Annotated in this window: 13 protein-coding genes; 11 read left to right on the plus strand and 2 right to left on the minus strand. The window is 61.3% G+C overall.

Annotated features, from left to right (window positions below; genetic code table 11):
- Positions 1 to 95 precede the first annotated feature (95 nt).
- The 10 genes from BLX42_RS14985 (at position 96) to BLX42_RS15030 (ending at position 10,707) form a co-directional block, all read left to right on the plus strand.
- Positions 96 to 713 (plus strand): acyltransferase, encoded by a 618-nt coding sequence (locus BLX42_RS14985; protein ID WP_046785994.1) that lies wholly within the window; start codon positions 96 to 98, stop codon positions 711 to 713.
- A complete protein-coding gene (locus BLX42_RS14990) occupies positions 706 to 1,662 on the plus strand; it encodes a glycosyltransferase family 2 protein (RefSeq protein WP_046785995.1) in 957 nt (318 codons plus the stop codon). The genes BLX42_RS14985 and BLX42_RS14990 overlap by 8 nt, the downstream gene beginning before the upstream one ends.
- A gap of 8 nt (positions 1,663 to 1,670) precedes the next feature.
- Positions 1,671 to 2,195, plus strand: coding sequence for a serine O-acetyltransferase (locus BLX42_RS14995; protein ID WP_161872078.1), 525 nt, complete (start codon positions 1,671 to 1,673; stop codon positions 2,193 to 2,195).
- Between the two features lie 61 nt (positions 2,196 to 2,256).
- On the plus strand, positions 2,257 to 3,231 hold the full coding sequence (locus BLX42_RS15000; RefSeq protein WP_161872079.1) for a glycosyltransferase family 2 protein: 975 nt from the start codon (positions 2,257 to 2,259) through the stop codon (positions 3,229 to 3,231).
- Positions 3,232 to 3,241: 10 nt separating this feature from the next.
- The gene (locus BLX42_RS15005) at positions 3,242 to 4,198 is read left to right on the plus strand and encodes a VirK/YbjX family protein (protein ID WP_161872080.1); all 957 of its coding nucleotides are present in this window, start codon (positions 3,242 to 3,244) and stop codon (positions 4,196 to 4,198) included.
- 79 nt (positions 4,199 to 4,277) lie between these two features.
- Positions 4,278 to 5,480, plus strand: a complete 1,203-nt coding sequence (locus tag BLX42_RS15010) for a glycosyltransferase (protein ID WP_161872081.1) — start codon at positions 4,278 to 4,280, stop codon at positions 5,478 to 5,480.
- Positions 5,477 to 6,664: a glycosyltransferase family 2 protein gene (locus BLX42_RS15015; protein WP_046785999.1), complete on the plus strand. Its 1,188-nt coding sequence runs from the start codon at positions 5,477 to 5,479 to the stop codon at positions 6,662 to 6,664. The genes BLX42_RS15010 and BLX42_RS15015 overlap by 4 nt, the downstream gene beginning before the upstream one ends.
- Positions 6,665 to 7,414 carry a WecB/TagA/CpsF family glycosyltransferase gene (locus BLX42_RS15020; RefSeq protein ID WP_046786000.1) on the plus strand — a complete coding sequence of 250 codons (750 nt, stop codon included), beginning with the start codon at positions 6,665 to 6,667 and terminating at the stop codon, positions 7,412 to 7,414.
- A gap of 169 nt (positions 7,415 to 7,583) precedes the next feature.
- A complete protein-coding gene (locus BLX42_RS15025; protein WP_046786001.1) occupies positions 7,584 to 9,002 on the plus strand; it encodes an undecaprenyl-phosphate glucose phosphotransferase in 1,419 nt (472 codons plus the stop codon).
- Positions 9,003 to 9,045: 43 nt separating this feature from the next.
- Complete coding sequence (locus BLX42_RS15030) at positions 9,046 to 10,707, plus strand: phosphoethanolamine transferase (protein WP_161872082.1); 1,662 nt, start codon at positions 9,046 to 9,048, stop codon at positions 10,705 to 10,707.
- Here the strand turns inward: BLX42_RS15030 and BLX42_RS15035 are convergent, their stop codons facing one another.
- Entirely contained in the window at positions 10,708 to 11,673 is a 966-nt protein-coding gene (locus BLX42_RS15035; RefSeq protein WP_046786003.1) for a LysR substrate-binding domain-containing protein, read from the minus strand. It lies immediately after the preceding gene.
- A 146-nt stretch (positions 11,674 to 11,819) separates the two neighbouring features.
- On the opposite strand from BLX42_RS15035, the gene BLX42_RS15040 reads away from it, so the two are divergent.
- Positions 11,820 to 13,196, plus strand: a complete 1,377-nt coding sequence (locus tag BLX42_RS15040) for an L-serine ammonia-lyase (RefSeq protein ID WP_115274625.1) — start codon at positions 11,820 to 11,822, stop codon at positions 13,194 to 13,196.
- Between the two features lies 1 nt (position 13,197).
- Here BLX42_RS15040 and BLX42_RS15045 read toward each other — a convergent pair whose 3' ends face one another.
- Positions 13,198 to 14,493, minus strand: coding sequence for an FAD-binding oxidoreductase (locus BLX42_RS15045; RefSeq protein WP_119687148.1), 1,296 nt, complete (start codon positions 14,491 to 14,493; stop codon positions 13,198 to 13,200).
- Positions 14,494 to 14,496 lie beyond the last annotated feature (3 nt).

The following is a 14,496-nucleotide window of genomic DNA, read 5'->3' on the forward strand; positions in this document are numbered from 1 at the left end:
GAAAGGGTTGAGCGCGATACGGTCAGCATAAAGAAGAACGAGACCGGTTCGCCTCAGGGACAGTCCAGGACCGCTTGACGTGCGAGGGTAGCAGAATGATTGGATGGATACGCAATGCCATGACGCAGTATGTCTACTCAACAGGACGGGGAGGCTCGGCTTACAAGAAATTCTGCAACCCGACGCCCTTGGAGTGGGGTACCTACCTGGCACGGTGGGGCAAATTCCACTCGGTGGGCAGCAATGTCTATATCAATTGCGGCTGCAATGTCACCGACCCCACTCTGGTACGCATCGGTAGCAATGTGGGCCTGTCGGACTGCACCTTGATCGGCCACGACGGTGTGGTTGCGCTGATCGAGATCTGTTACGGCAAACACCTGGATTCGGTCGGCTACATTGACATCAAGGACAACTGTTTTGTCGGGCATGGTGCGATCGTCATGCCGCGCGTGACCATAGGGCCGAACGCTGTGGTCGCTGCAGGCGCTGTCGTCACCAAGGATGTTCCACCCGGCACGGTGGTCGGGGGCAACCCGGCCAAAGTCATCTGTACGACTGAAGAACTGATCAGCCGGGTCGAGGCGCGCTGCAATGCCTACCCCTGGATCGAGACGGTCAAGCAACGCAAAGGCGCTTACGACCCGACCGTGGAACCTGCGCTGGCACGCCAACGCAGCGAGTATTTCTTCGGAGACGGCAGCAATGGATAGCAAACCCGTCGACGTGATGGTCGTCAATTTCAATACCGCATCGTTGCTGCAGCCGATGTTCGATGCGCTGCGCCAGGCCGGGAGTGAACGGCTGGCCAGCTATCTGGTAGTGGACAACGCATCCGTCGATGATTCGGTGCAGCGCCTGGCCGAGGTCTGCCCGGAAGCTGTGCTGCTGAGCAACACGCATAATGTCGGCTTTGGCCGCGCCAACAACCAGTTGCTGGCGCACCTGCAGGGCAAGTACGCGCTGCTGCTCAACACCGACGCCTTCGTCGCTGCTGACAGCCTGCAAAAAACCGTCGATTACATGGACGCGCACCCGGACTGTGGCGTTCTGGGCGTGCGCCTGGTGGGGCGCGACGGTGACCTGCAACCCAGTTGCCGCTACTTCCCCACGCCCTTGAATGTGTTTGTCGCGCGTACCGGCCTGGGGCGCTTTTTCCCCGGGCTGAAGATGGTCGACGAGATGGCCTGGGACCATGCCTCGGTGCGTGAATGCGACTGGTTGCCGGGCTGCTTTTACCTGGTGCGCCGCGAGGTGCTCGATCAGGTGGGCCTGTTCGATCCGCGCTACTTTCTTTATTACGAGGAAGTCGACCATTGCAAGCGAGTGAAGGAGGCCGGTTGGAAGGTGGTGTTCTACCCGCACACCACCGTGGTGCACATTGGCGGGGAAAGCTCCAAGTCGGTCGCCGAACTGGAGGCTGCGAGCCGGCAGATCTCCAGCTACCAGATCGAGAGCGAGCTGCTGTACTTTCGCAAGCACCATGGCGTGCCGGGCTTGATCCTGCACATGCTGCTGGTGAGCCTGGGTGACCTGGTGCTGGCGCTCAAGGCATTGCTCAAGGGGCGAGGCTGGGGCGCGATCAAGGCCTGTTGGCTGCACACGCGCGCCACCTGGTCACTGTTGCTCAAGACCCAGTTTGCCAGCCAACCCACACGGTAGGTGAAGCCATGTTCCAGAACATACGCGCGGACTTGCGTGCACACGGTGGAGATTGGGGTGCCCAGGGCTTCTGGGTACTGCTGGTCTATCGTTTTGGCCGCTGGCGCTACGGCGTGCGGCCGGCACCTTTGCGTAAAGTGCTGTCGTTCGTCTACAAGGTGCTGTTCAAGTTCGTACAGATCATCACCGGCGTCGAGTTGCCGTGTGAAGTGGTGATCGGTCGCAACTTCGTCATCGACCATTTCGGCGGCATCGTCATCAGCGGCTATGCGCGATTCGGTGATGACTGTCGGATTCGCAATGGTGTGGTGGTCGGCCTGAAGAATGTCAATGAACCGATTGCTCCCGTCTTTGGCAACAACGTCGATATCGGCGCCGGGGCCAAGGTGCTGGGCAACATTCGCATCGGCAACAACGTGGCGATCGGCTCCAACGCTGTAGTGTTGATCGATGTGCCGGACAATTCACTGGCCGTTGGCGTGCCAGCGACCATCAAGGCCCGAAAACCCAGCGAAACGATGGAGTTCACATGAGCCAGGCAATGGCTGACCGTACCCGGGGTGGTTCCCTCAAGCGCTGCGAGTGAGGCTCAAGGTGACAGGCATTGGAGTGGTGGTTATCGGCCGTAACGAAGGCCTTCGCCTGGAACGCTGCCTGGCGTCGCTGGCGGGGCGTGCGGACAAGGTGGTGTACGTGGACTCAGGCTCCACGGACGGCTCCGTGCAACGGGCATCGGCCTTGGGCGTCGAGGTGCTGACGTTGGACATGACCATACCTTTCACCGCCGCGCGTGCACGCAATGAGGGTTTTGCCTGCCTGCAAAAGGCCCTGCCTGCAGTACGCCATGTGCAGTTCGTCGATGGCGATTGCGAAGTGCATGCCGGCTGGCTCGTCACGGCGCAAGCCTTTCTCGACACCCACCCGCAGGTGGCGGTGGTGTGTGGGCGGCGCCGCGAGCGCTTTCCCCAGCACTCTGTCTACAACTGGCTGTGTGACCTGGAGTGGGATACCCCGCTGGGGGAAACCAAAGCCTGTGGCGGTGATGCGCTCATGCGTGTCGATGCCTTCGTGGCCGTCGCAGGTTATCGCTCTGCACTGATCGCCGGGGAAGAGCCCGAACTGTGCGTGCGGCTGAGGGCGGCCGGCTGGAAGGTCTGGCGCCTGGCTGCTGAGATGACCCTGCACGATGCCGCCATGACGCGCTTCGGCCAGTGGTGGCGGCGCAGCGTACGCGCAGGTTATGCCTATGCCGAGGGCGCCTCACTGCATGGCGCACCGCCGGAGCGGCATTGGCTGCGCGAGTCGCGCCGTGCCTGGGTTTGGGGCTTGGGCATTCCACTGCTGGTCGCGTTAGCAAGCATCTGGATGGGCCTGTGGGCACTGGTGCTGCTGCTGGTCTACCCGCTTCAGATGCTGCGCCTGGCGCGCCGTGGCGGTAGGTCGGCGCGTGAAAACGCAGTACAGGCGGTATTTCTGGTGCTGGGCAAATTCCCGGAGATGCTGGGCCAGATGAGGTTTGTGCTGAACAGGTTCATGGCCGGTAACCCGGCGTTGATCGAGTACAAATGAGATGCCTAAGATGCTCGGATCGTTAGCCAGAAGCGTATTCACCTTGCAACCCGGCTATTCGCTGCGGGCGCTTAACAACAAGTACAAGCTGGCCACAGCAATGGTCAGGCAGTGGCCGGACTTGCGCACGTTCATGCAGCGCATGTCAGGTGCGCTGGGCAACGAGCGCTTCGCCAGGCTGGGCGTGGACTGCATCGGGGTGGTGCAGTGGCCCTACATCAGCAAATGCTGGGACGCCCGTGAACGGCTCGATGTGCTGGCATCGCACTATGAAGTGGTCGCCAGCCATTGCCCGGCACTGTTGCTGTTGGAGCGCGAGGAGCGCCAGGTTGTCTGCGACCTGTCCGCCTACTCCAACGGGTGCACCCTGGTGCTGGATCGGCCCATCTGGTTCAAGCGTGAAGGGGAGTTGGTGATCAACCTGTTCCAGGCTGACCTGCGTGTGGCGTCGCTGGCGTTCACGCTGTGCCGCACAGAGGGCGAGCTGTGCCTGTTCATTGGTGCCGTGCAGGGCATCCATAAAGGCATCGACAGCGAAACCTCGCTGAACATCTACCGCGACCTGACCAAGGATTTCGAAGGGTTGCGCCCCAGAAGCTTTCTGCTAGAAGCCCTCAAGTGCCTGGCCAGAACAACCGGGGTCGCCCGCATCTATGCTGTCGGCGATCAGTGCCGGCACCACCGCCACCCGTATTTCGGGGTTGAGAAGGCTCAGGACCTGGCAGCCAACTATGATGTGATATGGCAGGAGAGCGGTGCCGAAACGTCGGAGCGTGAGGACTTCTTTGCGATCCCCCTGGCGGCTGCCAGGCGTAACCTGGAGGACATCGCGCCGAAGAAACGGGCCATGTACCGACGCCGCAACGCGCTACTGGACGACGTTTTCGCCAAGATAGAAGCAGCACTGCCCGGCACCGCCGCGCAAACAGAGCTGCCGTTGCATCCTCAGCTAGCCTGTAGTCAGTGAGCCGCAGCATGAGGTAAAGGTCAGGGCGTCGCCGAAGCGGCCCGACCCTATCAGTAAACGGATTTCGATTTGGGGGCGTATGCGCATTGCTTATTTCATCAATCAGTATCCCAAGGTCAGTCACAGCTTCATTCGTCGCGAAATTCTGGCGCTCGAACGTCAAGGCATGGAGGTTCAACGCATCGCCCTGCGGGGCTGGGACGCCGAGTTGCAGGACGATGAAGACATCGCCGAGCGTGGCAAGACCCGCTACGTGCTGCAAGGGGGCGTCAAGGGCCTGCTCAAACCGATGCTGCAGGTAGCGCGCGCCGAGCCGCGGCGTTTCATGTCAGCATTGCGCCTGGCGTTGCGCATGGGGGTGCGCGCCGACCGACCCTGGCCCTATCACCTGGTCTACCTGGCGGAAGCCTGCCGTGTCGTGCAGTGGTTGCAAGGCGCTGCTGCTGAGCACGTGCACGCGCACTTTGGCACCAACTCCACCGAAGTGGTCATGCTGGCCAACGCGCTCGGTGGCCCCCGTTACAGTTTCACCGTGCATGGGCCCGAGGAGTTTGACAAGCCGCAATTCCTGCACATGGAAGAGAAGGTCCGCCGCGCAGCATTCGTCGCTGCGGTGAGCTCCTACGGGCGCAGCCAGTTGTTTCGCTGGGTGGCACATGAGCAATGGGTCAAGGTGAAGGTGGTGCATTGCGGCCTGGAGCGTAGTTTCCATGAAGGTTCGGCCATTGCGCCCCCGGCAACGCCGCGGCTGGTGTGCGTAGGGCGGCTGTGCGAGCAGAAGGGCCAGCTGCTACTGCTCGAAGCAGCCCGGATCCTGCTGGCCAAGGGCGTAGCGTTTGAACTGGTGCTGGCCGGCGATGGTGAAATGCGTGAGCAGATCGACGCGTTGATCGCCCGCCATGGCTTGCAGGCACAGGTGCGCGTCACTGGCTGGATCAGCAGCGCCCAGGTACGTGAAGAAATCCTGGCCGCCCGCGCACTGGTGCTGCCGAGTTTCGCCGAAGGGTTGCCGGTGGTCATCATGGAGGCCATGGCCCTGCGTCGGCCGGTATTGACTACCTATGTGGCCGGCATACCCGAGCTGGTTCGGCAAGGGGAAAACGGTTGGTTGTTCCCGGCAGGCGAAGTGCAGGACTTGGCCGCGGCCATGGCCGATTGCCTGGCGCAGCCTGCCGAAGCCCTGCAGCGGATGGGGCAAGCGGCTTACGAGCGCGTGCTCCAGCGCCACGATATCGATACCGAAGCGGCCAGGCTGGTTCGCTATTTCAAGGCAATTGCATGATTACTTTACTGAGTTGGCTGCTGGGCATCGTGGCACTGCTTGTGCTTCTGCCGGTACTGGTGCTGTTGGTCCAGGTGCTGTTGGCCTGCCTGCCGGCGCGGCCGGTGCCACAGCCCAAGGGCGCACGCCCACGGGTGGCGGTGTTGGTACCGGCGCATAACGAGGCGCTGGTCATCGAGTCGGCACTTGCGGCCATCGGCGCGCAATTGCGCGAGGGCGACCAGTTGCTGGTGGTGGCGGACAACTGCACCGACGATACCGCCGCACTGGCGCGTGCTGCCGGTGCGCAGGTGATCGAGCGCCAGGACGCGCACCTGCGGGGCAAGGGCTATGCGCTGGACTACGGTGTACGGCATCTGGCGCACAACCCGCCGCACGTGGTGCTGATCATCGACGCCGATTGCCAGGTCAGTGCCGGTGCCGTCGAGCGCTTGGCACACTGTTGCATCGAGGCCGGCCGGCCTGTGCAGTCCCTGTACCTGATGCATGCGCCTGCAGGCGCCGGGCTGAAAGTGCAGGTCGCCGAATTCGCCTGGCGCGTGAAGAATCTCGTGCGCCCGCGTGGATGGGCTCGGGCAGGCTTGCCGTGCCAGTTGATGGGGGCGGGCATGGCGTTCAGCTGGCAGGATGTGACCGCGGCCAACCTGGCGACCGGCCACCTGGTCGAAGACATCAAGCTGGGCCTGGAGCTGTGCCGCGATGGTAAACCGCCGCTGTTCTGCCCGGCTGCTACGGTCACCAGCCAGTTCCCGACCAGCCAGGAAGGCCTCACCAGCCAGCGCACCCGCTGGGAACATGGCCATCTGGGGCTGCTGCTGACGGAGGGCCCCGGTTTGATTCGCCGCTCGCTGGCGCAGGGTAACTGGCCTTTGCTGGCCATGGCCGTGGACCTGCTGGTACCGCCGCTGGCGTTGCTGGCATTGGCCATGATGGTGGTCTTCAGCGTGGCATGGCTGGCATTTCTGTTCTTCGGCATTTTACTGCCGGCAGTGCTTGCCACCGTCAACCTTGTGCTGTTGGTGGCCGCGGTATTGTTGGCCTGGTGGCGCTTCTCGCGTGAGGTGATCCCGTTTTCCGTATTGCTGTATGCCCCGTTCTACGCGGCGAAGAAGATTCCCCTGTACCTCGGTTTTCTGCTCAAGCGCCAGGTTGAATGGGTGCGCTCGAAACGGGATGACAACTGAATGGACGCATGGCCCTGGTTGCAACGCTGGAAGACAATCATCGGCAAGCTGCGCGTGGTCGATGACGCGGCAGATGAGCAGAAGGTGCTGCAGGCACTGAGCGCTCCGCGAACGGCAACGGTGCTCGGCTTCGTCAATGCCCATGCCATGAACCTGGTGGCTGCCAACCCCGACTATTGCACAGCGCTGGCGGCAGCGGACGTGCTGCTGCGCGACGGCTCCGGCATCGCGATACTGTATCGGCGCTTGGGGCTGGCGCCCGGGCTGAACATGAACGGCACCGACTTCATTCCCGAACTGCTCGCAGCTTACAACGGCAGGCGGGTAGCGTTCTGGGGCACCCAGGAGCCGTATCTGAGCCAGGCAGCCGAACAGGGCGAAGCGCTTTACGGGGTTAATGTCGTGTCGCTGCATGACGGTTTCGCCAGTATCGACACCTACATTGATCTGGCGCGGCAGCAGCAGCCGGAGCTGATCGTGCTGGGCATGGGCATGCCCAAGCAGGAGAACGTCGCGGCCCGCCTGGCTGAATTGGGCAGGCCCTGCCTGATCGTCTGCGGCGGAGCGATCCTGGACTTCATGGGCGGCAAGGTCACCCGGGCCCCGGACTGGTTACGCCGGTTGGGCGGCGAATGGGTGTACAGGCTGAGCAGGGAACCCAGGCGTCTGTTCGTGCGCTATGTGGTCGGCAACCCACTGTTCCTGCTGCGGGCGCTGCTGTGCAGCAAAGCGACCCTGCCAGAACCCTGAGCGAGGAGGATTCAGCCCCGCACGGGCTGCCGGGTACTGCTACAGTGATATCAAGCGGCGTGGGGTGGCGTGGCAGCTTTTTAATGATTTGGTATTGAACCTAAGGTTGGTTTTATCGCACGGGTGTAATGGCGACGCGTGGGTCACGCACATAAAAAGAGGCCTCATAATGGTATTCGAGCCTAGAAGCAGCCGTTCCTTGCTCCAGCGAAGAAGTAGCGTGAGTAACGCCATTCAAGCCGGCCTCGATGGCATAGCGGTCACCAGTGTCGCGTGGTATCTGATTTACGATCAGTTTGGTTATATTACTTCAGACTACGTCATCATGCTGCTGTTGCTGATCGGTGCGCTGGCCGTCATTTATGACCACTATGCCATTTATCGAAGTAACGTTGGCCTTTCCGTCAAAGCTTTCAGGCTGTTCAAGGCGTGGTCTGCGACGTTTTGTTTTCTGGTGGTTATCGCTTTTCTTACCAAACAAAGCGAAACGTATTCGCGGCTGTTGGTGGGGCAGTTGTTTATATTTGGTTACGCTGTGCAGTTGCTGTTGCATATTGTGGTGCGCGAACTGCAAAAGCGTTTTACTGCCCATGCTCGCCAGGACAACGCATTGATTATCGGTGGGGGTGACCTGGCCAACTTCCTCTACCAGAAAATAAGCAATAACCCCTGGTTCGGAGAGCGGGTGGTGGGTTGTGTGCTGATCGATGAACAGCTCGATGGGCAGGGCACTGCCGATGCAAAATTGCGCTTGCCTGTACTGGGCCGTATTGCTGACCTGGACGAGATCATCGCCAAGCAGGCTATCCGAACGGTGTACCTGGTGACGCCGCTCGGCGGCTCTGAGCTGATCAACGATGTCTACCTGAAACTTTTGGACAAGTGCATTGCGGTCAACTGGGTGCCCGACATTTTCTCGCTGCGCCTGATCAACCACAGCGTCCGTGAAATTGCCGGCATCCCGGTACTGACGTTGTCTGAAACCCCGCTCACGGGCATGAGCCTGTTCCTGAAGAACCTGGAAGACCGCGTGCTGGCCGCGTTCATTCTGCTGTGTGCGTCGCCGGTACTGCTGGTGGTCGCCGCCGTCATCAAGTTCGACAGCCCCGGGCCGGTGTTCTTCCGCCAGGAACGTACCGGGTGGACGGGGGAGTCTTTTCGCATCTGGAAGTTTCGCAGCATGCGCGTTCACCAACCCGACAGTGGCGTGGTCCAGCAGGCGCAAAAGAATGACCCCAGGCTGACCCGGGTCGGTGCCTTCATCCGACGCACCAGCCTGGATGAATTGCCGCAGCTTTTCAATGTGCTAACCGGCGAGATGTCGCTGGTGGGCCCACGCCCGCATGCGTTGCAACACGACACACTGTACTCCCAGGACATCGTCGATTATTTCGCCCGCCACAACATCAAGCCCGGCATGACAGGTTTGGCGCAAGTACGTGGCTACCGGGGCGAAACCAAGGACATCGAACAGATGATCCAGCGGGTGAACTCGGACATCGAGTACATCAACAACTGGTCGCTCTGGCTCGACTTCGTGATTCTGGTACGAACGCTCAATGCCTTTACCGGCAAGCAGGCTTATTGAAGGCCGGTACTCGACCGCGCGCCATCCAGAGGGTCAGTGATCAATGAAAACCATGTCTCGGCTGGGCGGTGTTGCCTCGAGGGTAGTGAAGGCAGAGTGGCCGGTTCTGCTGTTATGGTCGTTTCTGCTGTCGCCGTTGTTCGTAAGGCTACTGGCCGAGTGCAATTGCTCGAAAACAGATTTGCTGGTTATCTATACGTTTGCCATTTCAATGTTATGGCTGCTGGCCACGCGTTTCGTTTCAGCCAATCAATTCAAGGTTCATCTTCTGTTGTTGCCATTTTATCTGGCGGCCAGCGTGGACCTGTTTCTGGTGCTGAACTTCGGTTCACGCTTGACGGCGGCCTATCTTTTTATCGGGCTGACCAATTACAAAGAGGCTACTGATTTCCTTAGTACCTACTGGCATTCGATCAGCGCGGTGCTGCTGATATTCGTGCTGTGCTATGGCGTTGGGCTGGCAGGGTTGCACGGGCGCACGTTTTACAAGAACAAGGCGATTTTCGGTTTGACGATAAGTGCCTTGGTGTTGGGGTATGGCGCCTATTTTTATAAAACCGTAAAGCTCAACTCGCTGGGTAAGAGTGCAGTCCTGGACTTGGCAGCGAAGGACCAAAGTACCCCTGTGGGTTATTTGTCGCAAATCGGCTTGACTGTAACGTTGTATGCCGAGTCGAAGCGCTATATCAAACAGCGCCTGGAGTCCGAGGTAAAAATAACAGCAGTATCGGACGCCGCTGACGTGGAGACCCTCGTGTTCGTCATCGGCGAGTCTTCACGGCCACACAACTGGTCGCTGTATGGTTACCACCATTCCACCACGCCGAACCTTGACAAAGAGTCGGGGGTGTTCAAGTTCAACAGCATGTGCACCACGGCGCCGCATACGTCGGTCGCGGTGCCCTCGATGCTCAGCCTGGAGCCGATCGAGCACTGGGACCTGATCGCCTCGACCAAATCGCTGGTTGGCATCTACCGCGCCGCCGGCTACAAGACGTACTGGCTGTCTTCCCAGGAAGTCGACAGTTTTGGCGGGATCATTCCGCAAATTGCTGCCGAGGCCCAGAGCCGGCAGTACTTTGAGCGCAGCTACGACGGTGCATTGATGTCGGCCTACGAAAACATCGTCGAGCAAGGCGGCACGCAAAAACAGGCGATCTTTATTCATATCAAGGGCAGCCATTTCGATTACGCCCGCCGCTACCCACGCGAGTTCGGCACATTCAAGCCTGCGACCGACAGCGCGAAGGACCGGATCACCGCAGATTACGATAACTCCATCTTGTACACCGACTGGCTGTTGGGAAAGATCATCGATCAACTCAAAAGCAGCCAGCGCAAGGCGCTGTTGGTCTATTCGTCAGACCATGGCGAGAATTTGCTGGATGACAGCCGCGGCCTGCTAGGGCACGGTATGGGCAATGAGTATGACCTATCGGTCGCGGCGTTTTTCTGGGCTTCAGGCAGCCTGCTGCAGCGGCAGGCGCAAACGCTGCAAAAGCTCAAGCAGCGGGAAGGGCAGACCGTCAGTATTTCTTCTCTCCCGCATACGTTGTTGAACATCACTGGCATTTCCATGCCGGGTTATGACAGCGCCCAAGACCTGTTGAGCGACAACTTTGTCTCGTCCAAATGCCCACATTTGCTGGCCGGTGAGTACGTTCCCTCGTTTGATTTCGATGTGAAACGCGTTGCAGTCGAATGACTACGCGGGTGTGCGGGTGGACGCGGTACGGGCTTGAACAGGGTGCTGCAGGAGGAAGCTTTTGGCCTCTTCCACCAGCCAGTCGTGTACCGCACGAGCGCCCGGCTGGTTCAGCCCGCCTGGCGGGTAATGCACTACATAGCGCTTGTGGTTGGCGATCGGCACACCGAAGGGCACGATCAGCGCACCCCGTTCCAGTTCATCATTGAGTAAGGTGCGACGGGCTATGGCCACGCCGATCCCGGCAATCGCCGCTTCTATCGTCAGGTGATTGCGGTTGAAGGTATGCCCCCGGCGCACATCCAGCCGTGGCGCACCAATGCCCTCCAGGTAGAACTCCCATTCGGCAAAGTCCGAACTGCCGCGCCAGGCAGTGATGTCGTGCAGCAGTGGATAGTGGGCAAGGTCCGCAGGCCCGTGCAGTGGCGGGCGGCCGCGCAGCAGGGCTGGCGAGCAGACGGGGAAGATCTGTTCGTCCAGCAGCGGGGTCGAGAGCATGCCCGGGTAGCTGCCATCATTCAGGTCAATGGCCAGGTCGAAGTCGCCCGGGTTCAACGCCTGCGCACTGTCTTCGGCCACCAGGCGCAATTCGATATCCGGATACCGCTGCTGGAAGCGCGGCAGGCGCGGTGTCAGCCACTTGGCCAGGAACGAGGGAATCGAGCGTACGCGCAAGGTGCCGCGGATCTCGCCGGCGTCCAGGCGCAGCAGTTCGGCTTCGATACTGCCGTAGGCCTCGGCCACGGTCTGCGCCAGGCGCTGCCCCTCGGCGCTCAGCTCTACCCCCCGCGCCCGGCGCAGGAACAGGCGGTAACCAAGGCGCTCCTCCAGCTGGCGCATCTGCTGGCTGACCGCACCGGGGGTGATGTGCAGTTCCTCCGCGCAGCGGGTGAAAGAGAGATGCCGTGCCGCACAGGAAAAAACATGCAGCCAGACGAACATCTGGCCGTTCATTTGTCGTCGCATCGTTTAGTTCTGCTAAAGCCTTGCTTAGAAAGTTTCGTTGGTCATCAACAGGTGAGCGCGGCAGTATCGCGCAAATCCGCAATAGCGTTCAATTTATCCAGACAGCCGCGTAACGGTGATACAGGCCGGCGCGGTCAGGCATTAGCATGGCTATCAGTGTTTTCGACCTTTTCAAAATCGGCATCGGCCCATCCAGTTCCCACACCGTCGGCCCCATGCGGGCAGCCGCCACCTTTGCCCAGGCATTGCGCACCCAGGGCTTGCTGGGCCAGGTAAGGCGTATCGAAGTACGGCTTTATGGTTCGCTTTCCGCCACGGGTGTGGGCCATGCCACTGACCGCGCCTGCCTGCTCGGCCTGATGGGGCAGTGGCCGGACCGGATCGACCCGGCCACCATCGAGTCACGCATTGGCCAGGTGATGCAGGAGCAATGCCTGATGCTCGACGCCAGCCACCCGCTGACTTTCATCTATGCACGCGACATGCTGCTGCTGGAGGAAAACCTGGCGTACCACCCCAATGCCATGACCCTGGAGGCAATGGACGAGCAGGGCAGCCTGCTCAGCCAGACCTACTACTCCGTTGGTGGCGGCTTCATTGTCGAACAGGGTGAAATCGACGCGCCCCAGAACCAGGCGGCTGCAGTCCCGCTGCCCTACGAATTCTCCAGTGCCGCCCAGTTGCTGGCGCTGTGCAAGGCCCACCAGTTGAGCGTTGCCCAGCTGATGCTGGCCAACGAATGCGCGTGGCGCCCTGAAGCCGAGGTGCGCGAAGGGCTGCTGCGGATATGGGCGGCGATGCGTGAATGCGTCGACAACGGCCTGCGCAATGAGGGCATCCTGCCTGGCGGGCTTGGCGTCAAGCGCCGCGCTGCACGCCTGCATCGCAGCCTGCAGGAACTGGGCAAACCCAATGTGATCGGCTCGACCCTGAGTGCCATGGAGTGGGTGAACCTGTTCGCCCTGGCGGTCAATGAAGAGAACGCCGCTGGCGGGCGCATGGTCACAGCGCCGACCAACGGCGCGGCGGGCATCATCCCCGCGGTGTTGCACTACTACATGAAATTCAACCCCGCTACCTGTGACGACGATGTGGTGGCGTTCCTGCTGGCCGCTGCCGCTGTCGGCATCCTGTGCAAGAAGAATGCATCGATCTCCGGTGCCGAGGTGGGTTGCCAGGGCGAGGTGGGGTCGGCGTGCTCGATGGCCGCGGCAGGCCTCGCCCAAGTGCTGGGCGCTACACCGCCGCAGTTGGAAAATGCTGCCGAAATTGCCCTGGAACACAACCTGGGCTTGACCTGTGACCCGGTCGCAGGCCTGGTCCAGGTGCCGTGCATCGAGCGCAATGCGATTGCCGCGGTCAAGGCGATCAATGCCGTGCAGATGGCCCTGCGCGGTGATGGCGAGCACTTCATCTCGCTTGATCGGGTAATCCGCACCATGCGCGATACCGGTGCCGACATGCATGCCAATTACAAGGAAACCTCGCGTGGTGGTTTGGCGGTGGCGTTCGTCGAGTGCTGAGTCAACCCAGCACCTCGCGCACCCGATACCACAGCATCCCCAACGCCAGCAGCGGCGAGCGCAACGCCTTGCCGCCCGGGAAGGTAAGGTGGGGTACGGCGCTGAAGACATCCAGCCCCTGGCTGTGCCCGGCAGCGATCCCTTCAGCCAGCAGTCTGGCCGTCCAGTGCGTCACATTCAGGCCATGCCCAGAGTAGCCCTGGGCGTAGTAGACATTCGGGTACTGGCTCAGCCGCCCGACCTGAGGGAAGCGGTTGGCGGTGATGCCGATCATCCCGCCCCATTGGTAATCGATGCGCACGTCGGCCAGTTGCGGGAACACCTTGAGCACCTTGGGCCGCATGTAGGCGGCGATGTCCTTCGGGTCGCGCCCTGAATAATGGCAGGCCCCGCCGAACAACAGCCGACGATCTGCGGTGAGGCGGTAGTAATCCAGGCCGACCTTCTGGTCGCACATCGCCATGTTCTGCGGGATAAGCGCCTTGGCCACAGCCTCGGGCAGTGGCTCGGTGGCCACCACGTAGCTGCCGGCAGGCAGCACTTTACCGCTCAGGCGTGGCTCCAGTTCGTCCAGGTGGGCGTTGCAACCGAGCACCAGGCTTTGTGCCCTGACCTTGCCCCGAGCGGTGTGCAGGGTGACCGTGGTGCCATGCTCGATGCGCAGCACCGGGCTCTGCTCGAAAATGCGTACCCCCAGGCCATGGGCCGCGCGCGCTTCACCCTGGACCAGGTCGAGCGGGTGCAGATGGCCCGACCCCATGTCCACCAGCCCGCCGGCGTACTGGTCGCTGGCAACGATCTCATGCAGTCGCTCAGGGCCGACCAGGCGCGTTTCATGGCCATAGCCAAGCTCCGCCAGCTCGCGCTGCTCGTCCTTGAACGCCGCGAACTGGGCAGGTGTATTGGCCAGTTCGCAGAAGCCCCAGCGCAGGTCGCAGGCAATGCCGTACTGCTCAATACGCCTGGCCACCAGGGCCACCGAGTCGATGCCGGCCTGTTTCAGGTAGCGCACGCCGTCCTGGCCGACATAGCGCGCAAAACCGCTGACGTCATGGCCGATGCCGCGGATCAACTGGCCTCCGTTGCGCCCGCTGGCGCCCCAGCCGACGCGCCGGCCTTCGAGCAGGATCACCGACAGGCCACGCTCGGCCAGTTCCAGCGCCGTATTGACCCCGGTCAGGCCACCGCCGACCACGCACACATCAGCGGTCAGTTCGCCGTCCAGGCTGGGGTAGGGCGCGGTATCACGCGCGGTAGCGGCGTAGTACGACGCAGTGTGTTGGGTGTCGAATGGCATGGC

It is taken from the genome of Pseudomonas sp. SG-MS2 (genome assembly GCF_009933855.1).
GTDB lineage: Bacteria > Pseudomonadota > Gammaproteobacteria > Pseudomonadales > Pseudomonadaceae > Aquipseudomonas > Aquipseudomonas putida_E.